The 24,052-nt window shown below is 65.6% G+C and carries 23 protein-coding genes; 12 read left to right on the forward strand and 11 right to left on the reverse strand.

All coding sequences use genetic code 11. The features are described 5' to 3' along the window. Positions 1-40: 40 nt before the first annotated feature. Together mgtE and HGI46_RS01200 are read left to right on the forward strand one after the other, a co-directional pair. Positions 41-1,486 (forward strand): magnesium transporter, encoded by a 1,446-nt coding sequence (mgtE, locus tag HGI46_RS01195; protein WP_118072213.1) that lies wholly within the window; start codon positions 41-43, stop codon positions 1,484-1,486. Between the two features lie 14 nt (positions 1,487-1,500). Continuing rightward, positions 1,501-1,908 carry a DUF1489 domain-containing protein gene (locus HGI46_RS01200; protein WP_168902780.1) on the forward strand — a complete coding sequence of 136 codons (408 nt, stop codon included), beginning with the start codon at positions 1,501-1,503 and terminating at the stop codon, positions 1,906-1,908. Between the two features lie 44 nt (positions 1,909-1,952). Here HGI46_RS01200 and HGI46_RS01205 read toward each other — a convergent pair whose 3' ends face one another. From HGI46_RS01205 to HGI46_RS01220, 4 genes are read right to left on the reverse strand one after another with little or no spacing between them, the layout of a single operon-like run. Continuing rightward, the gene (locus tag HGI46_RS01205) at positions 1,953-2,645 is read right to left on the reverse strand and encodes a DsbA family oxidoreductase (protein WP_168902781.1); all 693 of its coding nucleotides are present in this window, start codon (positions 2,643-2,645) and stop codon (positions 1,953-1,955) included. Further along, entirely contained in the window at positions 2,642-3,523 is an 882-nt protein-coding gene (gene nudC, locus HGI46_RS01210; RefSeq protein WP_206065466.1) for an NAD(+) diphosphatase, read from the reverse strand. The genes HGI46_RS01205 and nudC overlap by 4 nt, the downstream gene beginning before the upstream one ends. Beyond that, positions 3,523-4,818, reverse strand: coding sequence for a serine hydrolase domain-containing protein (locus HGI46_RS01215; protein ID WP_168902782.1), 1,296 nt, complete (start codon positions 4,816-4,818; stop codon positions 3,523-3,525). Before HGI46_RS01215 ends, nudC begins: the two co-directional genes overlap by 1 nt. Before the next feature lie 3 nt (positions 4,819-4,821). Beyond that, positions 4,822-5,886, reverse strand: coding sequence for an A/G-specific adenine glycosylase (locus tag HGI46_RS01220; protein WP_168902783.1), 1,065 nt, complete (start codon positions 5,884-5,886; stop codon positions 4,822-4,824). 29 nt (positions 5,887-5,915) lie between these two features. Here HGI46_RS01220 and HGI46_RS01225 point away from each other — a divergent pair, with 29 nt between their 5' ends. The 4 genes from HGI46_RS01225 to smc all read left to right on the forward strand — a co-directional run bounded on the left by HGI46_RS01225 (position 5,916) and on the right by smc (position 11,511). Beyond that, positions 5,916-6,485, forward strand: a complete 570-nt coding sequence (locus HGI46_RS01225) for a DUF721 domain-containing protein (RefSeq protein WP_168902784.1) — start codon at positions 5,916-5,918, stop codon at positions 6,483-6,485. Beyond that, a complete protein-coding gene (locus tag HGI46_RS01230; protein WP_168902785.1) occupies positions 6,482-7,201 on the forward strand; it encodes a thioredoxin domain-containing protein in 720 nt (239 codons plus the stop codon). The genes HGI46_RS01225 and HGI46_RS01230 overlap by 4 nt, the downstream gene beginning before the upstream one ends. 89 nt (positions 7,202-7,290) lie before the next feature. Continuing rightward, the gene (locus HGI46_RS01235; protein WP_168902786.1) at positions 7,291-8,040 is read left to right on the forward strand and encodes a thioredoxin domain-containing protein; all 750 of its coding nucleotides are present in this window, start codon (positions 7,291-7,293) and stop codon (positions 8,038-8,040) included. Between the two features lie 30 nt (positions 8,041-8,070). Further along, positions 8,071-11,511 carry a chromosome segregation protein SMC gene (smc, locus tag HGI46_RS01240; RefSeq protein WP_168902787.1) on the forward strand — a complete coding sequence of 1,147 codons (3,441 nt, stop codon included), beginning with the start codon at positions 8,071-8,073 and terminating at the stop codon, positions 11,509-11,511. Here smc and soxR read toward each other — a convergent pair. Further along, positions 11,508-11,948 (reverse strand): redox-sensitive transcriptional activator SoxR, encoded by a 441-nt coding sequence (soxR, locus tag HGI46_RS01245; protein WP_168903096.1) that lies wholly within the window; start codon positions 11,946-11,948, stop codon positions 11,508-11,510. The two genes, smc and soxR, sit on opposite strands and share 4 nt — an antisense overlap. A 105-nt stretch (positions 11,949-12,053) precedes the next feature. Here soxR and HGI46_RS01250 point away from each other — a divergent pair, with 105 nt between their 5' ends. Then, a complete protein-coding gene (locus HGI46_RS01250) occupies positions 12,054-12,431 on the forward strand; it encodes a VOC family protein (RefSeq protein ID WP_118072220.1) in 378 nt (125 codons plus the stop codon). Continuing rightward, on the forward strand, positions 12,421-13,266 hold the full coding sequence (locus HGI46_RS01255; protein WP_168902788.1) for an arylamine N-acetyltransferase: 846 nt from the start codon (positions 12,421-12,423) through the stop codon (positions 13,264-13,266). The genes HGI46_RS01250 and HGI46_RS01255 overlap by 11 nt, the downstream gene beginning before the upstream one ends. On the opposite strand, the gene ubiA is transcribed toward HGI46_RS01255, so the two are convergent. Further along, positions 13,245-14,159, reverse strand: a complete 915-nt coding sequence (gene ubiA / locus HGI46_RS01260; RefSeq protein ID WP_118072222.1) for a 4-hydroxybenzoate octaprenyltransferase — start codon at positions 14,157-14,159, stop codon at positions 13,245-13,247. The two genes, HGI46_RS01255 and ubiA, sit on opposite strands and share 22 nt — an antisense overlap. A 46-nt stretch (positions 14,160-14,205) precedes the next feature. Between ubiA and HGI46_RS01265 the strand changes: the two genes are divergently transcribed. The 3 genes from HGI46_RS01265 to HGI46_RS01275 all read left to right on the forward strand — a co-directional run bounded on the left by HGI46_RS01265 (position 14,206) and on the right by HGI46_RS01275 (position 16,721). Further along, positions 14,206-14,955 carry a 16S rRNA (uracil(1498)-N(3))-methyltransferase gene (locus HGI46_RS01265; protein WP_168902789.1) on the forward strand — a complete coding sequence of 250 codons (750 nt, stop codon included), beginning with the start codon at positions 14,206-14,208 and terminating at the stop codon, positions 14,953-14,955. 93 nt (positions 14,956-15,048) lie between these two features. Then, positions 15,049-16,422 carry a glutamate--cysteine ligase gene (locus HGI46_RS01270; protein WP_168902790.1) on the forward strand — a complete coding sequence of 458 codons (1,374 nt, stop codon included), beginning with the start codon at positions 15,049-15,051 and terminating at the stop codon, positions 16,420-16,422. Beyond that, the gene (locus HGI46_RS01275) at positions 16,422-16,721 is read left to right on the forward strand and encodes a putative quinol monooxygenase (protein ID WP_168902791.1); all 300 of its coding nucleotides are present in this window, start codon (positions 16,422-16,424) and stop codon (positions 16,719-16,721) included. Before HGI46_RS01270 ends, HGI46_RS01275 begins: the two co-directional genes overlap by 1 nt. 3 nt (positions 16,722-16,724) lie before the next feature. Here the strand turns inward: HGI46_RS01275 and HGI46_RS01280 are convergent, their stop codons facing one another. From HGI46_RS01280 to HGI46_RS01300, 5 genes are all read right to left on the reverse strand, one after another. Continuing rightward, positions 16,725-18,059, reverse strand: a complete 1,335-nt coding sequence (locus HGI46_RS01280) for an isoprenylcysteine carboxylmethyltransferase family protein (protein ID WP_168902792.1) — start codon at positions 18,057-18,059, stop codon at positions 16,725-16,727. A 106-nt stretch (positions 18,060-18,165) separates the two neighbouring features. After that, positions 18,166-19,506: a PQQ-binding-like beta-propeller repeat protein gene (locus HGI46_RS01285; RefSeq protein ID WP_168902793.1), complete on the reverse strand. Its 1,341-nt coding sequence runs from the start codon at positions 19,504-19,506 to the stop codon at positions 18,166-18,168. An 18-nt stretch (positions 19,507-19,524) separates the two neighbouring features. Beyond that, positions 19,525-20,283 carry a tetratricopeptide repeat protein gene (locus tag HGI46_RS01290; RefSeq protein ID WP_168902794.1) on the reverse strand — a complete coding sequence of 253 codons (759 nt, stop codon included), beginning with the start codon at positions 20,281-20,283 and terminating at the stop codon, positions 19,525-19,527. Between the two features lie 152 nt (positions 20,284-20,435). Then, entirely contained in the window at positions 20,436-21,605 is a 1,170-nt protein-coding gene (locus HGI46_RS01295) for a glycosyltransferase family 4 protein (protein WP_240946517.1), read from the reverse strand. Further along, positions 21,602-22,456: an alpha/beta hydrolase gene (locus HGI46_RS01300; RefSeq protein WP_168903098.1), complete on the reverse strand. Its 855-nt coding sequence runs from the start codon at positions 22,454-22,456 to the stop codon at positions 21,602-21,604. The genes HGI46_RS01295 and HGI46_RS01300 overlap by 4 nt, the downstream gene beginning before the upstream one ends. Positions 22,457-22,528: 72 nt before the next feature. On the opposite strand from HGI46_RS01300, the gene HGI46_RS01305 reads away from it, so the two are divergent. After that, on the forward strand, positions 22,529-23,935 hold the full coding sequence (locus HGI46_RS01305; RefSeq protein WP_168902795.1) for a protein adenylyltransferase SelO: 1,407 nt from the start codon (positions 22,529-22,531) through the stop codon (positions 23,933-23,935). Positions 23,936-24,052 lie beyond the last annotated feature (117 nt).

The raw sequence follows: 24,052 nt of genomic DNA on the forward strand, positions 1-24,052 counted from the left end.
AGGCGGTTGCAATTGACGGCTCAGCCGGTAACCCGCGCCTATGGAGCGCGACGACGACATTATCGACAGCCTGCTCCCCGACGTGGACGAAGCGCCCGCGCCGGCCGAACCCTCGCGCAATTCTGAAAGCCTCGACGAGGAAGACAACACTCTCCGCCCCGGCTTCGTCCGCCGCGTCGCCGAAGCGCTCGAGGCCGGTGACGACGAGACCGTCTACAACCTCGTCGAACCGCTCCACCCGGCAGACATCGCCGACCTTTTCGAGCTGATCGACCAGGACGACCGCGTCAAGCTTGCGCGCGCGATCAATGACTTGCTCGGCGGCGAGGTCATCGCCGAGCTTAACGACTACGTCCGCGAATACCTCGTCGAAGAGCTTGAGCCCGAAGAAGTCGCCGACCTTGCCGAGCAGATGGAGACGGACGACGCCGTCGCCCTGATCGAGGACCTTGACGAGGAAGACCAGCAGGCCGTCCTTGCCGAGATGGAGCCGGAAGATCGCGCCGCGATCGAATCCGCGCTGTCCTATCCGGAAGAAACCGCCGGCCGCCTGATGAGCCGCGATCTGATCGCGGTGCCCGAGGCGATGACGGTGGGCGATTTGATCGACTACCTGCGCCGCGACGACGAACTGCCCACCGAATTCTGGGAAGTGTTCATCGTCGATCACAAGCACCACCCGGTCGGCACCTGCAGCCTCAGCTGGATACTGCGCGCGCCGCGCAGCGTGCCGCTGGCCGACGTGATGAAGCGCGACCAGACGCTGATCCCGGTCTCGATGGATCAGGAAGAGGTTGCGCTGCGCTTCCAGAAGTACGCGCTGATTTCGGCGGCGGTTGTGGACGAAAGCGGCCGCCTCGTCGGCCAGATCACCGTCGACGATATCGTCCACATCATTCAGGAAGAGGCGAGCGAGGACATCCTGCGCCTGTCCGGTGCCGGCGATGGCGACATCAACGAGCCGATCCTGCTCACCGTTCGCACGCGCCTGACGTGGCTGGTGGTCAACCTCGGTACGGCGCTGGTCGCCGCCTCTGTCGTCGGCATGTTCCAGGGGGCGATCGCGCGTTTTGCCCTGCTCGCGGTGCTGATGCCGATCGTGTCGGGGATGGGTGGCAATGCCGGAACGCAGACGCTGGCCGTGGTCGTGCGCGCCATTGCCACCAATCAGCTGACCAGTTCCAACACGATCCGCATGATCCTGCGCGAGTTGCGGATTGCCGCCACGAACGGTGCTGCGCTGGGCATCCTGATCGGTCTCGGCACGGGCCTGCTCTTCGCCAATCCCCTGCTCGGCGCGGTCATCGGCTCGGCCATGGTGATCAACAATCTGGTTGCCGGGCTCGCCGGAATCATGGTCCCGGTCACGCTTGATCGCCTCAAAGTGGATCCGGCTGTCTCTTCGGCCGTATTCGTGACCATGGCTACCGATGTCATGGGCTTCTTCTCGTTCCTCGGCCTCGCCGTGCTCAGCGGCCTTGCCTGATCCGGAAGAAGTTCATGCCCCTGCACATGACCAAGGTGGCCTACGGTGCCCAATCGCTGGCCGAGATCCATGAATGGTTCTCGGACACCGGTCGGCGCGGAGGGGCGAAAGTCGCCTACCTCACCACCCGCAACCGCCCCAAGCGCGCCGAGGAAATGATCGGCGGTTCGCTCTACTGGATCCACAAGCACCAGCTCGTCGCCCGCTCGGAAATCGTCGGGTTTGAGGAGGCCGAGGGCGGTCGCACCAACATCGTCGTCAGCACCAAGCTGATCGACGTCCACCCCAAGCCCCGCCGCGCACATCAGGGCTGGCGCTATCTCGAGCCAGCCGACGCGCCTGCAGACCTTGGTGATGGCGAGGCGGGAGAAGTGCTGCCAGCACAGATTGCCTCGGAACTGGCAAAGCTTGGGCTGGTCTAAGGCGGCGTGGACAGATTCCACAGCGTGGAATTTGTCCACGCCGCCTAAGCCTTGCCCCCAGCCTCCCGCGCCAGCACCTTGCGGATCAAGTCGGCATAGACGTCCGGCTCCTGCGCGCCGGGGACGATCAGCTTGCCGTTGATCACCACCGCCGGCACCCCAGTGACGTTCCAGTCCCAAGCCTGCCGCTCCTCGGCGGTAACGATCGCATCGATCTGCGGGTCAATCATCGCCTGTAGCGCATTGAGCCGGGGCAGGCCGACGCTTTCTGCCACTTCCGCCAGTACTTCGGGATCCGACACGTTGCGCCGCCCCTGGAAGTGGGCGTCAAACAGCGCGCGTTTCAGCGCCACTTGCAGGTCCGGCCCGAAATCGCGCAGGGCCCAGGTCAGCAACCGGTGCGCCATGCGCGTGTTCCACATCATCGCCGGTGGCGCTTCGCCATCGCCGGTATAGTCGAACGAATATCCCGCGCGCTCGGCAGCCTGTCGCAAGGTTTCCCGTACGCCCGCCGATTGTTCGGCCGTACGGCCATACTTGCGCTGGATATGCGCGGCCTGCTCCTCGCCTTCCTCGGACATGTCAGGGTTCAGTTCGAACGGATGGAAGCGCACCGTGGCATCCACTTCGCCGTCCATGCTGGCCAGCGCCTTGTCGAGCTGACCCAGCCCGATCACGCACCACGGGCACATCACGTCCGACCAGATGTCGAGCGTGACCTTGGCGGGCGCGCTCATTGCGAGAGCCACCATTTGAGCAGGTGATGCGCAACCGCGAATGGCGGCGGTGCGATGAACGCACCGTCCTCGGCACCAGTCATCGCATAACGGACTTCTTCGCGGGTGAACCAGCGTGCGTCGTCGAGTTCGGTCACGTCGATGGTGATTTCACGCTGCGTGGTAAAGGCGTGGCAGGCGATCATCAGCGAGGACGGGAACGGCCAAGGCTGGCTGGCGACATAGCGCACCTCGTCCACCTTCACGCCCGCCTCTTCCAGCACCTCGCGCCGAACGGCGTCTTCGAGGCCCTCGCCCGGCTCCACAAAGCCCGCAAGCGCCGAATAGCGCCGAGGCGGGAAACGCGGCTGGCGGCCGAGCAGCAATTCGCCCTCGCACTCCACGGTCATGATCGTGACCGGATCGACGCGCGGGAAGTGCTCGCCCTTGCACGCCTCGTTCGTGCAAGTGCGTTGCCAGCCGCCCTTCGCGAGTTTCGTTGCAGACCCGCAGCGGGCGCAGAAACGATGCCGCGCGTGCCAGTCAACCAGGCTGCGCGCACCGCCGTAGATCGACAAGTCCCCCGGGGAGAGCGCCCCCATCGCCCCCCACAGTCTTGGGTTTGGCGGCGCGACGCTGCCCACGATCGCGGGCGTCACTTGGGCAAAGCACCCGCGCCCTTCCTCGCTGAGGCCGAGGAACACCAGTTCGGCTTCCGGATCGGCATCGGCCAGCGTGCCCCAGTCAAGCCCGCCGTCGGGCGAGATCACCGGGTCGATCCCTTCCAGCCGCAGCAGCCGCGCCCGCCAGTTCATCAGGCTGCCAAGCTTGTCGGCATCGCCCCGGATATGGTCAGCGCGGTCGAGCCCGCCGCCGGCAAAAGCAATCGTCGTATCCATCAGGCTGCGGCCTTCTTCCCCGTTACGTCAGCCAGCACGGCCTTCGCGAATTCCCTGTGCACCGGATAGGCTTCTGACGGCATGTACTGGGTATAGACTCCTGCACGCAGCCCGACCCGGTAATTGACGAAGCCTACCGTGCCTGCTGCACCGGCCCAGCCATAGGTTCCGGCATCCTCGCCCAAGCCCACCGAACCGCCTGCGCCAAAGCCGTTGCCCTTGATGAAGGCTTGCGACAGGTCAGTGCCCGCCGGCAGGAGGTTGCTGGTGCCGAGCCGCACTGCAGCTTCGCTCATCACCTGCCTGCCATCGATCCGGCCGAAGCCCAGCAGCATCCGCAGAAAACGGTCGTAGTCGCGAGGACTTGAAACCAGCCCTGCCCCGCCGAACGGATAGGGCGGCTGATCTAGATAGACCGAAGCCTTGCCCGGATCGATCGGCAGCAAGGCACCGCCTACCGCAGCGTAGTTCGTGGTCAGCCGCCCGACCTCGCTCTCGGGCACGCGGAACCACGTCGAAGTCATGCCGCAAGGGGCAAACAGCCGCTCGGCCAGAAACACGTCGAAGGGCTTGCCCGAAGCCACTTCGATGACCCGCCCCATCAGGTCGAGCGCAACCGAGTAACTCCACACCGAACCCGGCTCATAAACCAGCGGCATCGTTGCCAGAACGTCGGCGAACTCGGCCAGACTGCCCAGCGGCTTGGGTGAATCCATGCCCGGCAGGCGCATCCGACTGGCCTGCCCCGGCACCAGCCCCGCGTTGACGTAGGCGTCCTTGATCGGGCCCTTCTGGATGATCGAATAGCCAAGCCCTGCAGTATGCGTCAGCAAGTGCCGCACCGTGATCTGCGTCTTGGCCGGACGCAGATCGGTCATCGAACCGTCGGGCGTGACCTGCACCTGCATCTTGCCGAATGCCGGCAGCAGGTCGGCAATCGGCTGGTCGAGCCGGAGCTTGCCTTCGTCCACCAGCATCATCGCCGCCATGCCGGTGATCGGCTTGGTCATCGAATAGATGCGGAACAGGCTGTCCATGTTCACCACTGGCGCCATCCCCTTGGCCAGAGTGCCACGGGCGATATCCATCGGCGCCTCGCTCGACCCCCAGCCGAGCGCCGCGATCATGCCCGGCAGCTTGCCTGAAGAGACATAGCCATCGAGCATTCCCGTCACAGTGGGAAAGCGCGCCTCCGCCGCGACGCTCGCCCATGCCATCCGCGGCAGAGCCATGCTTGCGGCGACCAAACCGAGCGACCCGATGAACCCGCGCCGCGAAACCGAAACCTGCTGCATTGCTCAGTCTGTCCTTCCAGCGACGGCCAGCCGCGCTGCCTTGGCGAACACGGTCGGCAATCCGGCAGCCTCGATTGTCTCGACCGGCCACCATTCTCCCTCCGGCAGACTAACCGCTTGCGGCTGAACCGGAAGCATCAATTGCAATTCGAGATCGAAATGCGTGAAGCCATGGCGGACCACCCCGCCCGGGCGCCACTCTCCCTCCAGGCCGTCCGGACCGTCGCCCTTGGCTGACCAGCCATCGTCCGGAAGCGCCCGCATCCCGCCCAGCATCCCGCGCCCGGGCCGACGCACCAGCAGGACCTTGCCCTCGCGCTCCACCCAATAGGCCCTACCGGTTCGCAGCGGCTTGGCCTTCTTCGCAGCCTTCACCGGCAGCCGCTCGGGCGAACCTTGCGCGTAACCACGGCATCCCTCGCGCAATGGACACAGCATGCAGCGCGGAGACCTGGCCGTGCAGATCGTTGCGCCCAGATCCATCATCCCTTGCGCGAAATCTCCGGCGCGCTCCTCGGGCGTCACCTGCCCGGCGGCAAAACGGATCGCCGCCTTGCCCGCAGGCAGCGGCTCGTCGATCGCGAACAGCCGCGCCACCACCCGCTCGACATTGGCATCGACCACCACCGCGCGCCGCCCGAACGCAATCGCGGCCACGGCAGCCGCTGTGTATTCGCCCAGCCCAGGCAATTCGCGCAAACCAACTTCCGTATCGGGAAAACGCCCGCCCCGAGCCGCCACGGCCCGTGCACAGGCCAGGAGATTGCGCGCGCGGGCATAGTAGCCCAGCCCTGCCCAAGCCGCCATCACGTCGCCGTCAACTGCTGCCGCAAGATCGGCCACCGTCGGCCACATTTGGGTGAACTTCGAAAAGTACGGCCCCACCGCCGCCACCGTAGTCTGCTGCAGCATGACCTCGGACAGCCACACCTTGTAGGGGTCCTGCCGCTCCTCACCCGGCAAACGTCGCCACGGCAGGCGGCGCGCGTTGGCATCGTACCACGCAAGCAGCAACGGGGCGATTGCCTCCGGATCGAATGACTTTGCGGCTTCCTCTCTGGCTTGCATCGCACACCTATGGCATGGCGCGAAGCGATATGGAAAGCACCCCTTCGGACGCGCCGAAACGCAAGAGCACCCGGTCGACGAAGACCGAGGCGGGCAAGCTCTATGAGCGTCCGCGCGGCGGCGAAGCGCGCCAGATCGCCGATCTCATGCCCGCCATCGGCCGCACCGCCTTCCGCCGCTTCGGCTTCGTGCAATCGAGCGTGGTCACCCGCTGGCCCGAGATCGTGGGCGAGCGTCACGCCCGCCACTGCATGCCCGAATCGATCCGCTTTCCCCCGGGCGAGAAGTCCGAAGGCATCCTGCAACTGGTCGTCAGCCCGGCGCACGCTCCGCTGATCCAGCACGTCACGCCCGAGATCATTGACCGCGTGAACCGCTTTTTTGGCTACAATGCCGTGGCGAAGGTGAAGATACGGCAAGGCGCCGTTCAGGCGCCAAAGCCCAAGGAAGCGCCGCGCGCAGCGCCTCCCTCGCTGAAGCCGATACCGATGGAACTGGGGGATTCGCTGCGCGATATCGGCGATCCCGAACTGCGTACGGTGCTGGAGTCGCTGGCGCGCAGTCTGGATAGTGCAACCGGGGGGAAGAAGATCGGATGATCAAGAAGTTCATCGCAACGGCACTCGCCGCCACCGCACTCGTCGCAACGGGGGCATCGGGCCAGGCAGCCAGGAAGCCTGCACCGCGGCCCGCAGGCGGCCTCAACTGGGCCGTCACCGGCTCCGTCACGCCCGAGGGCCATCACGTCCTCGGCAACCCAGCCGCCAAGCTGCGCCTGATCGAGTTCGTCAGCTACACCTGCCCGCACTGCTCGCATTTCGAGACCGAGTCCGAAGGCCAGCTCAAGATCGGCATGATCGCTCCGGGCAAGGGCGCAGTCGAAGTGCGCAATTTCGTGCGCGATCCAGTGGACATGACCGTGGCGCTGATCACCAATTGCGTGCCCGCCAACCGCTTCTTCCAGCTGCACACCGCGTTCATGCGCCTGCAACCGCAGTGGATCGGCCCGCTTGCCAACTCGACTGAGGCCCAGCGCCAGCGCTGGACCACCGGCACTTTCGCCAGCCGCACCCGCGCCATCGCCAGCGACTTCAAGTTGTATGACTTCATGGCGGCCCGTGGCATGGACCGGCAGGCCATGGACCGCTGCCTATCGAACGAGGCACTGGCCAACAAGCTTGCCCAGCGCACCAACGATGCTGCCGAGAAGCTCGGCGTCACCGGCACGCCCAGCTTCATGATCGACGGCATCCTGCTTGCCGGCACGCACGACTGGGACTCACTTCGCCCTCAGATCCTCGCGCGGCTGAACTGATCCACAATCCCGGAACCACGCCCCTTCAAACCCCGGCAACAATCCGCTAGCGTCCTTCCAAACCGCCAGAAAACGGGAATATCCACACGATGAAACTCGCCCGCGCGCTTCTGCTTGCCACCCTTCCCCTGACGCTCGGCCTTGCCGCCTGTGACAAGAAGGACGCCGCTGCCGGGGGCGAAGTTGCCAGCGCAGAGCCGATTGCCAAGGTGCCGGCTCCTGCAGGCCAGTCGTGGACCGAAACCTTCTCCGTCACGCCTGAGGGTGGTTACCTGATGGGCAATCCCGACGCGCCGATCAAGCTCGTCGAATTCGGCGCGCTGTCGTGCTCGCACTGCGCGGAGTTCTCGGAAAAGGGCTTCCCCAAGCTGCGTGACGACTACATCGCGTCGGGCCGCGTCTCCTATGAACTGCGCCTGTTCCTGCTGAACGCGCTCGACATGCCGGCCGTGCTGCTGGCAACCTGCGGCGCGCCCGAAGCGGTCATTCCGCTTTCCGAACAGTTCTGGGCCTGGCAGCCGAACATGTTCACCAACCTGCAGAAGGACGAAGCCGCCTTCCAGCAGATCCAGAACCTTCCCGCCGACAAGCGCTTTGCAGGCATTGCCCAACTCGGCGGCATGAGCGAATTCTTCGCCTCGCGCGGCATTGCCGCTGCGCAGGGCTCTTCATGCCTGGCTGACAGCGCCAGGGCCACCAAGCTTGCCACCACCAATGAACAGTGGAGCAAGGAGTTCGACATCACCGGCACGCCGACCTTCTTCCTCAACGGCAGCAAGACCGGCGTTGCCAGCTGGCAGGAACTCGAACCCCTGCTGCAGAAGGCTGGCGCCCGCTAAGGGGCCAGGACGGGTCGGGGGGCCTGATCGGTGCAATTCAAGCGCTTGAAACTCTCCGGTTTCAAGAGCTTCGTCGAACCTGCCGAACTGCGCATCGAACCCGGCCTAACTGGCGTTGTCGGCCCCAACGGCTGCGGCAAATCGAACCTTCTCGAAGCCATCCGCTGGGTGATGGGCGAAAGCTCGCCCAAGTCCATGCGCGGCGGCGGCATGGAAGACGTGATCTTTGCCGGGACAGCCACGCGCCCGGCCCGCGCCTTTGCCGAAGTCCTGCTTACCGCCGAGACCGATCCTGATGGCCCGTTCGGCGCAGAACTCGAAGTCATCCGCCGGATCGAGCGCGGCGCCGGCAGTGCCTATCGCGTCAACGGCAAGGACGTCCGCGCCAAGGACGTCGCGCTGGTCTTTGCTGACGCCGCCACAGGAGCCCACAGCCCGGCGCTGGTCAGCCAGGGCCGCATCGCTGCGGTGATCGCGGCCAAACCCGCCGAACGCCGCATGATGCTTGAAGAAGCGGCGGGCATCGCCGGGCTTCACGTCCGTCGCCGCGATGCAGAGCAGAAATTGCGCGCGACCGAGGCTAATCTGGCGCGGCTTGAAGACATGCTGGCGGGCCTCGAAAGCCAGATCGGTACGCTCCGACGGCAGGCCCGCGCGGCCGAGCGTTATCGCGCCGTCAGCGAGAAGATCCGCCTTGCCGAGGCCCGGCTCGTCTTCGCCCGCTGGCGCGATGCCGCCGCTGCCGCCGATGCCGCGCGCAAGCAAGCCATCGCTGCCGAGGACGCGGTGAAGCAGGCTACCGATCTCGCGCAAGCTGCGCAGAAAGCCCAGCACAAGGCCGCCGCCGCCTTGGCCGAGGCGCGCGACGAACTGTTCGACCGGCGACAGGACGCCGCGGCCCACGGCCAGCGCATGGCTTCGCTCACCGCCCAGCTCGAAGCCGCCGAGCAGCGGGTCAAGGACATCGAACGCCAGCTGACCCGCATCGAGGAGGACCGCGCCAGCGCCGATCGGCTGACCGAGGATGCCGCCACCGCGATGGCGAAGCTGGAGCAGGATCTTGCCGCAGCCGAGGGTTCGCTTGCGGCAGATAGCGAACGCCGCCCGACGCTTGCCGCAGCGGTCGACGATGCCGATCGCGCTGCCCGCGCCGCCGAAGTCGCCCTCGCCCAGCGTGTGGCTGAACAAGCCGGTATTGATGCCGAATGGCGCGTGGCCGAAGCGGCAGTTTCTGCGGCACGACAAAGACTTGGACGCCTTGATGCCGATGCTGCGCGGCTGACCCAGCAGGCCGATGCCCTTGCCCGCGAGGCCGATCCCGCCGCGCAAATCGCCGAGGCGGAAGCAAAGCGCGCCGCTGCCGCCGAGGCCATCGCCACTGCGGAAGAACGCCGCGCAGACCTTACCGCCCAGCGCGAGGACTTGTCCGCCCGTCGTGACGCTGCCAGCAATGCCCTGGCGCAAACCCGCGCCGATCTTGCTGGAATCGAGCGGGAGGCAGACGCACTCACACGCGACAAGGCCGCACGGGAAAAAGCACGCTCTGCCAAGGGCTTGGGACAGTCCGCCATCGCCGGAACCCGCGCGGCGCCGGGCTATGAGCGCGCTTTGGCCGCAGTGCTCGGGCGGGATGCCTCGGCTCCGGTAGGCGCCGCCCCGCCAACCGCGGAGGGTCGTTTCTGGACCGGCGCGCAAGTGCCTGAACTGCTTGTGGATTCGCTGGCCCATCATGTCCCGCAGTGCCCGCCTGAACTGTCAGCGCGCCTCGCCCTGGTTCGCGTGGTCGACGCCGACGAGGGACAGGCGCTTGCCCCCGGCCAATGGCTGGTGACAAAGGCCGGGCACTTGCGCCGCTGGGACGGTTTCATCGCGCGGGGCGAAGGTGCCGCCGAAGCCGCTGCGCTTGAGGCCGAGAACCGGCTTGCTGAACTGCAGGCGCTTCTGCCCGAGCGACGTCAAGCAGTCTCGACTGCCGAAGCCGCGCAGGAGGAGGTTCGCGCCGCGCTTTCCGAAGTGCAGGGCGAACTTTCGCAAGTGGAGCGCGCGCTCTCTGCCGCCGCCGATGCCGAGCGCATGGCGCTGCGGGCCTTGGATGCCGCAGAAGCGGCGCGGGCGCGGCTCGAACAGCGCAAGGCGGAACTGGCGCGGGCGCAGGAAGAGCTTTCGGATCAACGCTTTGCAGCTCAAGCGGAAGTCACGGCGGCCGAGGACAAGCGCAGCACCCTGCCCGATCCGGCGGCAGGCCGGGCGGCGCTGGAGGCGGCGCGGGCGCGCAACGATGCGGCGCGCGTCACCCTGCAATCCGCCACCGCCGCATCGGCTGCGCTTGAACAGCAGATCGCGGCGGGCAAGGAGCGGCTGGCGGGTCTCAAGGGCGATATCCGCGCCTGGCAGGCCCGCGCGGGCGATGCTGCCAAGCGCTTGGCCGAGATGACCGGGCGGCGCGAGGAGCTGGAGACCGAGCGCGCGATCTCAGCCGCCAAGCCGGCGGGGCTGATTTCCGAGATCGAACAGGGCGAGGGAATCCGCACGCGGCTGACTCTCCAACTCTCCGAGGCAGAGCGGCAACTCTCCGAGGCAGAAGGCCAACTCTCGCAGACAGAGGCCACACTCGCGGCCGCAAACGAGACACTCGCCACTGCCCGCGAGGCTCGTGCCGGAGCGTCCGCTCGCGCCGAGAACGAAGATGCCCGTCGACAGGAGATGGCGGCCATTTCTGGCGAGCGCTTCCAGTGCCCTCCCCCCCTTCTGCCCGAGCGGTTCGCATTCGCATCAGCAGAGGTTGCCGCTGCGACCGAGGAGTCGGCGGCGATGGACCGTCTGGCGGCGGAGCGGGAGCGGATCGGGCCGGTGAATCTGGTGGCGGCGGACGAGTTGAAGGACGCCGAGGACAAGCATGGCACCTCGGTGGCTGAGCAGGCGGAGTTAACCGAGGCAGTTCATAGACTTAGAGGCTCTATCGGCAGCCTCAACCGCGAAGGGCGCGAGCGCCTGCGGGCGGCTTTCGAGGCGGTCGACGGCCATTTCCGCCGCCTTTTCAGCCGCTTGTTCGGCGGTGGCGAGGCGCATCTGGCACTGGTGGACAGCGACGATCCGCTTGAAGCCGGCCTCGAAATCTTCGCCCAGCCACCCGGCAAACGCCTGCAATCGTTGACTCTTCTGTCCGGCGGCGAACAAGCGCTGACGGCGGTCGCCCTCATCTTCGCGCTGTTTCTCACGAACCCCGCCCCGATCTGCGTGCTCGACGAAGTGGACGCGCCATTGGACGATGCCAACATCGAGCGGTTCTGCGACCTGCTTGATGCAATGGTGCAGGAAACGCGGACCCGCTACCTGATCGTCACCCACAATGCCGTGACGATGAGCCGCATGCATCGCCTGTTCGGCGTGACGATGGTGGAACGCGGCGTCTCGCGCCTTGTCAGCGTGGACCTGGGCGGGGCCGTGGAACTGCTTGAAAACGCAAGCTAATCCAGCACGTACCGCGGGCCGGAACCGCCAGCCGCAGCGCGATCGTCCTTGTTGTAGAGTTGGCAGCGTTCGAGGCTGAGGCAGCCGCAGCCGATGCATTCGTCGAGCTTGTTGCGGGTGCGGGTGAGCAGCTGGATACGGCTGTCGATTTCCTTGCGCAGCGAACGGCTTATGCGTTGCCAATCAAGCACGTTGGGGGTGCGTCCCTGCGGCAGAGCGGCAAGCTCGCGCTCGATTTCGGCGAGCCCCAAGCCCAGCTTCTGGGCAATCTGCACGAAGCTCAACCGGCGGATATCGGAGCGCAGGAAACGGCGCTGGTTTCCGCCCGTGCGGATCGAGGTGACCAGCCCGCGATCCTCGTAGTAGCGGATCGCGCTGACCGCGAGGCCCGTGCGGCGCGCGAGCGTGCCGATCGGGATCAGATCGTTGCGGGTAATGGCCAAGGTTCTGCGACTCCACGCTTTCCGCTTGACCTCAAGTTAGCTTGAGGTTGCAGATTCACAAGCATCGATTCGACGAAAGCTCCCGAAAGGACCCCGACGATGCCCTTTGCCCGCCTTGAACACGTCAACATCTCCGTCAGCGATGCCGAGCGCTCGGCCGCCTTCTTCACCAAGCTTTGCGGGTGGCACGAACGCTGGCGCGGCCCGGCAATCGACGATGGCTTCTCGATCCATTTGGGCACCGAGGACCAGTACATCGTGTTCTACACCCCGCCCGGTGGAGTCTCGACGCGATTCTCCAAAGGCATGCCGCTGCAGCACGTGGGCATTGAAGTGGATGACCTTGCCGCAGCCGAGCAGATCGTGATTGCAGCAGGGCTCGAACCGTTCAATCATGCGGACTATGAGCCGGGCCGGCGGTTCTATTTCTACGACTGGGACGGGATCGAGTTCGAAGTGGTCAGCTATGGCGGTTGAACCGCTCTCTCCTGCGCAGCTTGCGGCCTACCTGGCGCGGATCGGCTTGTCGGCGCCGGTGGCGGCCGACCTGGCGACACTCGACGCGCTCGTTCGGGCGCACGTTCAGGCGATTCCGTTCGAGAACATCGACGTGCAGCTTGGCCGCAGGCTGACGACCGATCCGGATGCGGCCTTTGCCAAGCTGGTCGAAGGGCGGCGCGGGGGCTGGTGCTACGAGCACAACGGCGTGCTGGGCGCGGCATTGGCGGCGATCGGCTTCGACGTGATGCGGATGAGCGCGGGTGTAATGCGGCAGCTGCGGGGGGACGAATCAATTGGTTCGCACCTGTGCCTGCTGGTGCAGTGCGATGGACCGAAGCTGGTCGATGCCGGGTTCGGAAGCTGGCTTGGCGCGCCCGTGCCGCTTGAACAGGGACAGTGGCTGCATGATCCGCTGCCAGTGTCGCTCGGCCGCACCGATGACGCGATGTGGCGGGTCTCCGTCAGCCTTGGCACGGCGGCGATGTCGTATGATTTCGTCGCCCAACCTGCGGATGAGGATCAGCTTTCGGCCCTATGCCATTGGCAGGCCACTGATCCTGCATCCGTGTTCGTGCAGAACCTGACCGTGCAGAGGCGGCTTGCAGGCAATTACCTGATGCTCAGGGGCAAGGTGCTGACGGTTGTGGGGGCGCATGGCGAAGAGCGGCGTGAACTGGGTTCCGCCGGGGAACTGGTCAGCACTTTGCGCGAGCTTTTCCTGATCGACGTGCCCGAAGCGGCTGACCTGTGGCCCGCGATCGAGGCGCGACACGAGCGGTTGTTCGGCCCTCAGGCCGCACCGACGACGTAGGCCGCCGCAGCCATCAGCAAGCCGGCAAAGCGATTCGAACGGAACTTGACCAGCGGGTCCGCACCGTCTTCCTTGAGGGTGGCGACCTGCCACAGGAGGTGAAGGGCAACCGGCGCCAGCGCAAGCAGTGCCAGCGGATCGGCGCGAACCTGCCAGATGGCAGCAGCCCAGCACAGCAAGGCCAGCGCATAGAGCGCCCCGACGCCTGCACGAACGTGGCGCCCGAACGACAGCGCGGAGGACCCGATGCCGACCATGGCATCGTCCTCGCGATCCTGCAGGGCGTAAATCGTGTCATAGGCCATGCACCACGCCCAGCACCCGGCGTAGAGCGCAGCCAGAGGGGCAAGGCGTTCAAAGCCGGTGGCCTCGACCCAGCCGACTGGTGCGCCCCACGTAAAGACGAGGCCGAGCCACGCCTGTGGCCAGCCGGTGATGCGCTTCATGAAGGGATAGGCCGCGACGAGCGCCAGGCTGCCAAGTGCCACGACTTGCGCTTCCCAGCGCAGTTGCAACAGGACGAGGAGGCCGACAGCGCAAAGCGTAAGCAGCCATATCCATGCCGTGCGTTTGCTGGTTGCGCCGCTGGCGATGGGCCGGGCGGCGGTGCGCGCAACGCGGGCATCGAGATCGGCATCGACGATATCGTTGTAGACGCACCCTGCCCCACGCATGGCGATGGCGCCAAGCAGCATCCACGCGAGGATGCCCCAGCGCGCTGTGCCGCCGCCAAGGAACAGGCCCCAGGCGCAGGGCCAGAACAGCAGCCACCAGCCGATCGGCCGGTCGAACCTCGCCAGCAAGGCAAGGTTGCGCCACGGCTGCGGCAAGCTGGCGACCAAGCCCTTGTGCTCGCTATCGGGGACGATTGTTTCGGAAGCGGTGGAAGTCACATTACAGACTCTTAACGAAAGGCAATATCCGCGCTAGGCGGTTGGGATGATCGCGACTCCTGCCTGGCCACCAAAATCCGCGCCGCGGCTGTTCGTCGATACGACGTTGAGCGAGGGATTGCGACTGCCGATCGAGGGGCAACAGGCGCATTATCTGGGCAAGGTGATGCGCGTGGGCGCTGGCGATGCCGTGATCGTTTGCGACAATCGCACCGGTGAGTGGGTGGCGCGCGTGACCGATGCGGGCAAACGCGAGGTTGTTGTCGAGATCGAGAAGCGCCTGCGCGAGCGCGAGGAGGTGCCCGATTTCTGGCTCTGCGCCGCCTTGCTGAAGAAGCCGAACTTCGATCTGGTGCTGGAAAAGGCAACCGAACTCGGCGCGGCGAAGATCGTGCCGGTGGTGACCAGGCGCTGCGTGGCAGACAAGCTGAATCCGGACCGCGCGCTGACGATCATGACCGAGGCGGCCGAGCAGTGCGCCCGCACGGCCTTGCCCGACCTTGGCGAGACGATGAAGCTCGAGCATCTGCTGCGCGAGTGGCCGGAGGAACGCACGCTGTTCTTTGCTGACGAGAACGGCGGGATGCCGGCAGCGGTGGCGTTTTCGATCCACAGTGGGCCGGCAGCGCTGCTGATCGGACCGGAGGGCGGGTTCGACGAGACTGAGCGGGCGCTGGTGCGGGCGCATCCGGCGGCGGTGGCGCTTTCGCTGGGACCGCGCATCCTGCGGGCGGAGACGGCGGCGATTGCCGGGACAGCGCTGTGGATGGGGATGCAGGGCGATTGGTTCGGCTAGGCCCATTCCTTCGCTAACAGCAACATTGCCTTGCAGGTGACGTGCTACAATTTGGCTGGCTAAAACCTGTCCCGGCCATTAACGGATGCGGGCATGAGCACGCGGCAAGTTTCAAATAGCAACGATCCCGTCATCGAAAGCCGCGACATGCTCGTGGTGCCGATGCAGAAGGGCGAAAAGCCCAAGGAAAACTGGCGGATCGGCACTGAGCACGAGAAGTTCGTCTACCGCACAGCCGACCGCGCGGCGCCATCGTACGATGAGCAAGGCGGCATTCGCGACCTGCTGAACGCGCTGACCGAGTACGGTTGGGAGCCGATCATCGAGGGCGGCAACGTCATCGCCATGTCCGGGCCGGACGGAGCGGTGAGCCTGGAGCCTGCCGGACAGCTGGAGCTTTCGGGCGCGCCGCTGGTGAACCTGCACCAGACCTGTGCGGAAACCGGGCGGCATCTTGCGCAGGTCAAGACGATCGGTGACAAGCTGGGCCTGGCCTACCTTGGCATGGGGCTGTGGCCGGACAAGACTCGCGAAGAGCTGCCGATCATGCCCAAGGGCCGCTACGACATCATGCTGCGGCATATGCCGCGCGTGGGGACGATGGGCCTCGACATGATGCTGCGGACGTGCACCATCCAGACCAACCTCGATTATTCAAGCGAGGCGGACATGGTGCAGAAGTTCCGCGTCAGCCTTGCGCTGCAGCCTCTGGCGACAGCGCTGTTCGCCAATTCGCCGTTCCTTGAGGGCAAGCCCAACGGGTTCCTGTCCTATCGCAGCCATATCTGGACCGATACGGACCCTGCGCGCACCGGGATGCTTTCGTTCGTGTTCGAGGAGGGCTTCGGGTACGAGCGCTATGTCGAGTACATGCTCGACGTGCCGATGTATTTCGTGTTCCGCGATGGCAAGTATATCGACGCAGCAGGCTTGTCGTTCCGCGATTTCCTGGAAGGCAAGCTTTCGGTGCTGCCCGGCGAGAAGCCGACGCTGTCGGACTGGAACGACCACCTTTCCACCGCCTTCCCCGAAGTACGGCTCAAGTCGTTCCTTGAGATGCGCGGGGCCGATGGCGGGCCGTGGAGCCGGATCTGTGCGCTGCCGGCGCTATGGGTCGGCCTGCTCTACGATCAGGGTGCGCTGGATGCGGCGTGGGACCTGGTCAAGGGCTGGGACATGGACGAGCGCGAGCGCCTGCGTGCCGAAGTGCCGAAGCTCGGGCTGGATGCGACGCTGCCGGGTGGAGGCAAATTGCGCGATGTGGCGGCCGAAGTGCTGGCGATCTCGCGCTCGGGCCTGGCTGCACGGGCGCAGCTGAACGAGGCGGGCGACAACGAGACCGGCTATCTCCAGCCGCTCGACGAGATCGTGTCTTCGGGCAAGACTCCGGCTGAGCGCCTGCTGGACCTGTACCACGGCGAATGGGGCGGCGACCTTTCGCGCATCTATGGCGAGAAGAGCTTCTGATGATCATCGTTATGGGCACTGTCCGCGTTCCGGTGGAGAACATCGAGCCGATCAAGCCGATGATGGCCAAGGTCATCGCGGCGACGCTCAAGGAAGATGGCTGCATCCAGTATGCCTATGGGCAGGACGTGCTCGATCCCGAGCTGATCCACATTGCCGAGAAGTGGCGCGACATGGCGGCGCTGAAGGCGCACTTTCAAGCCGAGCACATGAAGGTTTGGGCGCAGGAGCGTGCGACGCTGGGGTTGTTCGACCGCAAGATCCGCGTGTTCGAGACCGACGAAGGCGCGGAAGTCTGAGGGCTATTCGGCCGGCTGGGCGACCGGTCGGCGCGGGGTGACGGCGCGGGTGAGCCTGCGCATGGCCGCGGTGATCAGGCCGTATTCGGCCATCCATGCGTGGTATTCGCGATACTTGGCGTCTTCGGCGAGAAGATGCTTTTCCTCGGTACGGGCGCGCCAATAGTAGACCGCGCTGACCAGCGCGAGGATAACGGTGTTGCGGATCGCATCGACCATCGAGCCGCTGGTGGTGAGGAACGGCAGCGAGGCGAGCCACCAGTAGGCGTTCTTGGACAGGTAGGCCGGGTGGCGGGTATAGCGGTAGGGGCCGTTGGTCAGCACGCCGCGATAGGTGAGGTTCGAGAAGCGCAGGCCGAAGGCGACGGTAGCCCAGGCATAGACGGCGGTGAGGAACACCAGCGCTCCCGCCCAAAGCCAGAGCAGGCCGGTCTGGCCTTGGAGCCAGTAGGCCCACTCCGCGCCGTTGTGGCGATAATCCAGCACGTCGCCATCGCCCATGAGGATGAACGGCGGGTAGCAGATCAGCGCCGCGACCCAGGCCGAAAGGTGCGGGTTGGCGGTGCGGATCTGCGCGTCGAGCGGTTTCATCGTGACGAGGTAGCCGACCATCGCGATCTGCACGTCGATCATGAACATCGTCTCGATCAGCAGCGTGCCGAGCGCGACGGGATCGTGGAGGACGGAAGCCCAGTCGAAATGGATGACCGCGGCAAAACCGCCGGGGACGATCGAGATCATGAAGGCGCAGAAGAAGCCCTTGACCAGCCATGCGAGAGCGTGGCGCTTCACCTCGGCAGGCTCCCACGGCTCACGTCCGATGAGCATGGCGCCGAAGTGCCACGATGCATCGCGCGGGTTGACGAGAACCCGGTCGAGCCAGAGGACATAAGGGATGGCGCCGAGGAACAGGAAGGGCGCGGCTGTTTCCAGCACTTCCATCGCGAAGACGTATTGTCCGCGCCAGTACCAGCGGGCGTTGCAGTAGGCGAAGGCGATGACGGCCCATGTGATCCAGAGTCCTGCGATCTTGGTGATCGAGATGTCGATCACTTCGCGCAAGGGACGGGGCGAGGACCAGTCTATGCCGGTCGACGGGCGCAGGTGGACCTTCTCCACCAGCAGCGCGTAGCCGACCATGGCGCTGCCCGAGAACAGCAGGGCGGCGAGCGCTGCGGAAGGGCCGTCCATGACTTCGGCGGGGGCGGAAAGGCCGAGGGTGGTGACGATTTGCGGCCAGAAGCGGCAGGTGAGCACCCACAGCGCAAGGCCGATGACCCCGGCAAGGCCGGTGCCTGCGGAGACGTCTGACGGAGGCGGGGCCGGACGAGCGCTCATGCACCCGTCATTCGCATCAAAGGGTTAGGATATGGTTGTGATGGCGCGCCTGATGCCTTGAACAGGCCCACCCCCAACCCCTCCCGCCTGTGGGAGGGGAGCAGGATCAGCGGAAAGCGGTGATCTTGCCGCCATCGTCGAGGATGTAGAGCGTCTGGTTCGCCACGATCGGGGCGAGCGTGACGCTGGAGCCGACCTTGGTGAATTCGCTCACCGTGCCGTCGGTTACCGAAGCGCGCAGGACTTCGCCGCGCGAGTTGGCGATCCACAGGTTGTTGCCGGCGAGGATCGGGCCGGTCCAGAGGATCTGGTTCTTCTTCTTCTTCTCGTTCTTGTAGCGCTGAAGCTGCGTCATCCAGCGCACCTTGCCGCTCGACTTGGCGATGCACAGCAGCTTGGCCTCGTCGGTCAGCGCGAAGATCCAGTCCCCGGCGATGGCGGGGGTAGAGATGCCGGCGAGGTTGAGTTCCCAGATGCGCTGGCCGGTGACGAGTTCATAGGCGGCCATGCGTCCGCCCTGCCCGAGCGCATAGACGCGGCCGCGTTCGATGATCGGATCGGCGTCGATGTCGGTCAGGGTCGAGACGGACGTGGCGATCGAAGTCCGCGCCAAAGCGTCGGCCCAGAGCTGGCGACCGTTCTCATAGCGATAGGCGACGAGTTCGCCGGAGGAGAAACCGGCGACGATGGTGCCCTGCCCTGCAGCCGGCGAAGCAACGCCGAAGACGTTGGTCTGGCCGACCGAGGCGCTTTCGCTCCACAGCACCGCGCCATCGGCTTCATTGAGGGCAAAGAGCTGGTTGTCCTGGCTCATCACCATGACCTGCCCGAAGGCGACGGTGGGCGAGCCGCGCAGCGGTCCAGCGGGCTTCACGCGCCACTTGATCTCGCCGGAGCCTGCATCGAGCGAGGCGACTTCACCAACGCCGTTGGTGACATAGACCTTGCCATCGTCGTAGGATGCGCCGCCGCCGAAGGTCGACCCGGCATTCTGCTTTTCGGCGCGGACCGAGGTGTCCCAAACGCGGGCGCCGGTGCTTGCGTCAAAGGCGTGGACGGTGCCGTCCGTGTCCATCGCGAAGAGCTTGCCGCCGCCGACGACCGGAGACGCAGCAAGGCGCTGGCGGGCGTTCGAGCCCTTGATCGAGACGCTGAAGGCGCGCGAGGGCGATTCCGCGAGGGCAGCGTGGCCATAGGACTTCGAGGCGTTGCCGCCACCTTGCGCGAATTCGGTGTTCACTTCCGCAGCGGGAAGGACGACCGTCATCAGCGAGATCGAATCATCGACCTTGGTGCCGGCATCGATCTTCGAGAGGATCGGCTGGCGCGAGCCGACCGTCGGCGTGGTCTTCACGCCCTTCTTGAAGACGCCGCAGCCGCCAAGAGCGAGCGCAAGAACCACCACGCTGGTCAGCGAAGCGCGGCGGAAAGTGGGTTTCGGCGTCATCGGATGCATCCTCAAAACTTATTGCGCGCTCTGCACGATCGTGGCGGTGCCGGGATCTTCCACGGCATCCACCCCGAGCAACCCGGCCATCTGGCGCGTGCGGCGGCGCAAAGTATCAGGCACGGTCTTGTCCTTGGCGATCTGCGCGAACATGGCGCCGGCAAGGTCATTCTTGCCCTGCTTGACGTAGGCCATGCCGACGAGTTCGCCCGCGCTGCCGAACCAGGCGTTGCCGGGAACGGCAAGGGGCTTCAGACGCTCAACCACCTTGTCCGGGCCGAGCTGGTCGAAGGTCAGCGAGATTTCGCGGATCGTGGCGAGATCACGATAGGCTTGCGGAATCTCGGCATCAGCGGCGATGGCAGCGAAAGCCTTGGCCGCCTCGGCATTCTTGCCCTGTTCGGACAGGACGCCAGCCGCCAGCATCTTTGCCGTGGCGCGATAACCATCGGTCCCTTCGGCAGCGAGGGGGGCTACCGCATCGGTCGCGGCCTTGAGGTTGCGCACTTCCAGACTGTCGAGCGCCTTGGTCAGCACTTCGCCCTGTTCGGCAGCCTTGGCGTTGCTGTGGTTTTCATACCAGAGATAACCGCCCAGACCGAGCAGGCCGGCCACGATCAGCGCGCCGACCGGCTTTCCGTACTTCTGGATCGCGGTGTAGACCTGATCTTCGCGCAGGGCATCGTCCACTTCGCGCAGGAAGGCATCGCCCTGCCCGGCCGAGCGTTCGGCGAGCTGGTTGGAATGGGATTGCGGACTATCAGGACGGAGAGCCAAGGCAGCGCTTTCGGGAATTGGTTGACGTTTGCTAGCGTGTGTCTGGCGCGGTGTTTAGCGGATGGGTCCGCCTTTTCAACGGAATTGATTGTTCCCGCCCACCTGCCGCGACGCGCGTGAACCCTGCATGAAGGCGAGTGCCAAGGTGCGGTTCACGGGAAGACATCAAGGCCGAGGGTCTGCGCGTAGACTTGCGCATGGTGGCCGGCCATGACCGCCTCGTCGAATTCGGCCCGAGCGCGATCGCGATTGGCCTTGCCGATGGCGCGGCGGAGGGATTCATCGGCGGCGAGTGCGATGATGGCCTGGGCGAAGGCTTCCTCGTCGCCCGCAGAGGCGATGTAGGGCCGGTTGGGTTCCGACACCATCTCGGCAACATCGCCCACGGCCGGGCTGGCAACGGCAAGCCCGGCGGCCATCGCCTCGATCACCGACAGCGGCGCCTGCTCGCTGTCGGACGAAAGCGCAAAGAGATCGAACAGGCCGACGGCGAGCGAAGGGTCAGCGACGTGGCCGGGCAGATGGACGCGATGACCAAGCTCAAGGCGGATCGCCTCGGCAGTGATCGCTTCGCGTTCCGGGCCTTCGCCGAGGATGACGAGGTGCCATTCGGGCGGCAGGTCCTTCATCGCGCGGACCATGCGCGGCAGGTTCTTGACCGCGCGCAGGCCAGCGAGCGTGCCAAGCCACTTCTCGCCGGGGCGCTTGACCACGCGGGGCAGCAGGTCGGGCTTGGGCTTGCGCGCGTAGAGACCGGTGTCGATGCCATTGGCGATGCGCCGAACGCGGCTGCGCGGCTGGTGCCAGACGGTGAGCGCAATGTCCTCAAGCTGGCGCGAAGGGACCATCAGCGCGCTGGCACGGGCAAGCGCGACGCGACGATACCAGTTGCGGCTGGTCTTTAGGCCATCGGCCTCATCGGCATTGAAGCCATCCTCGTGATGGATCAGGGGAGGAAGGTCCATGGTGGGGGCGAACACGGCGTGGGCCATGCAGGCGTCCATCGCGCCCCAGTTGTAGGTCAGGATCAGGTCAAAGCCCTGCATCGCCCGGGCAAGCTGGCGCAAGCGGCCAACGCCGAGCTTGCCGGCGAGCGGCGGAAAGCCGAACGGGAAGAATGCCGACACCTTCGCGTCGATCAGGGCCCTGGCACCCATGGCGCCGGGCTGGGCCGAGACGATGTGATGCTCGATCGCCCGGTCCTTCCGCCCCTTCCCCCAGCGGTTCATAAGCGCGACGGCACGCCGTTCCTTGCCGCCGGCATCGAACGTCGAATGCAGGTGGAGCAGTTTCAGGGGGCCTTTGACCGGTGGGCGGCTCATGCCCGGGCCAGAAGGCGCCCGATTGCGGCGACGCTTTCCGGTTCGTCCAGCGTGGGAGCGTGGCCGATGCGCGGCAGCGTGATGAGTTCGACGCCGGGGCGGCTCGCCATCTTTTGCGCAGTCGCGGGTTCGAGAATGTCGGAATTTTCACCGCGCAAGATCAGGAGCGGGCGGGTGGCGAGTGCGTCGAACAGCGGCCACATATCAACTTGCGGGGTTGCGCCTGCCGGGGCCTCGAACGGCTCGGCAATCTTCATGTCATAATCAAAGGCGATGCGCCCGCCGGTGCCAAGGACCATGATGCGCTTGGCGTAGCGCAGCCATTGGGTGATGTCCCAATCGGGGTAGACATCGCCGCTGCTTTCCTGAAGCGCGCGGGCGGCGTGCATCCAGGTTTCGAAATTGCGCCCCTGCCCGACATAGCCGCGAATGCGTTCGAGACCTTTCTCGGAAACCTCGGGGCCGACGTCGTTGAGCACGGCGGCGGCGATGCGCTGCGGGTTGGACACGGCCAGCAGCATGGTGAGCAAGCCACCAAGCGAGGTGCCGATGGAAACGAAACGCTCAATCCCTTCCTGCGCCAGCAGCGCCTCGACGTCCTGCAGATAGTGCATGGGCGTGTAGGTCATCGGGTCCTTGGCATAATCGCTGTCACCCCGGCCGCGCATTTCCGGGCAGAGGACGCGCCAGGTGCCGGCAAGGCGAGCGGCAAGGTCTTCGAAATCGCGGGCGTTGCGGGTCAGGCCCGGCAGGCAGATCACCGGGGGCTTGGCGGAATCGCCGTCAAAGTAGCGAAAATGCAGGCGCAATCCGTCGCTGCTGGTCCAGAAGCGATCTTCGTATTCGGCCATTTCGTCTGGTATTCCGCGTGAAATCGGGGGTGCCTGCTTGCGGGCAGGCCTGGTCATGCCCACTATTGCCGGATGCAGGCGCTCCCGCAAGACGCGATCTATCGCCCCTCACCCCGCATCATGGCTTTGGCCGACTGGATCGGCGATCCGGTGAAGGCGGCGGACTTTCCCGAAACCCGCCTGCGCTGGCGCAATGACAGGGCGGCGGCCGAGATCGGGCTGGCCGGGCTGAGCGACGAGGAATGGGTGGAGCATTTCGGGCGGTTCACGCCGCTGGATGGCAACATGCCGGGACCGCTGGCGCTGCGCTATCACGGGCACCAGTTCCGCGTTTACAACCCCGACCTTGGCGACGGGCGCGGCTTTACCTTTGCGCAGATGCTCGATGGCGATGGGCGGCAGATGGACCTTGGCACCAAGGGGTCAGGGCAGACGCCGTGGAGCCGTGCGGGCGATGGACGGCTGACGCTGAAGGGCGCAGTGCGCGAGATTCTGGCGACCGAAATGCTCGAGGCGCTGGGCGTGAACACCAGCCGCACGCTTTCGGTGATCGAGACCGGCGAATCGCTTTATCGCGGAGACGAGCCCTCGCCCACGCGGTCGGCAGTGCTGGTGCGGCTGAGCCATGGGCACATCCGCATCGGCACGTTCCAGCGGCTGGCGGCGCTGGAGCTCGAAGACGAGATGGCGCAACTTGTGACCTATTGTCTGGCGAACTTTCCAGGCTGGCACGGGGATGCGCCCCATCCGGCGGTACGCTTCTTCAACCAGGTCATTGAGCGCATGGCGGACATGGCGGCAAGCTACATGGTGGCGGGCTTCGTCCATGGCGTGCTCAATTCCGACAACATGAACGTGACCGGCGAGAGCTTTGACTATGGGCCGTGGCGCTGGTTGCCGAAATGGGAGCCGGGCTTTACCGCGGCCTACTTCGATCATCAGGGGCTCTATGCCTATGGCCGCCAGCCCGAGGCAATTCACTGGAATTGCGGGCAGTTGGCGATAGCTTTGCGGACATTGGTGGAAGCGCCGCCGCTGATCGAAGCGCTCAACCGCTATCCCGAGCTTTACCAGCAGGCCATGACCCGGCGGTGGCTGTGGCGGCTCGGCGTGGAACAGCGCGGGCTGGAGGAAGATACGGCGCTGATCGGGGCCTGCGAGAAGGTGATGGCAGTTCAGGGACTTGGGCCGGACGCCTTCTTCTTCGCCCATCGCGGCGGGCGCGGACCATTCGGAGCGAGCGACGAGGAGCAGGCGCTGAAGGCGGCTCTGGCGCCTTATGTCGCAACCGCCAGTAGCCATCCGTACTGGTCCGATGCAGCGCCGCAGTCCATGCTGATCGATGAAGTCGAGGCGATCTGGGCTCCGATTGCCGGGCAGGACGACTGGACCAGCCTGTTCGCCAAAGTGGATGCCGTGCGGCGCATGGGCGAGGCAATGGGCGCAAGGCCGGAACCTGCGGGCCATTCGACCGGGTGAATTCCGAAACGCGGGGGTGGTCCCGCCCCTGAATTTTGTTTAATCGGTAACCAACGCCGCGTTACGGTACGTCCGGGATCAGGACCCATCGTTCGCGCAAGAACCGAAAAGAAGAGC

Source organism: Novosphingobium sp. ERW19, from assembly GCF_012641315.1.
Taxonomy (GTDB): Bacteria; Pseudomonadota; Alphaproteobacteria; order Sphingomonadales; family Sphingomonadaceae; genus Novosphingobium.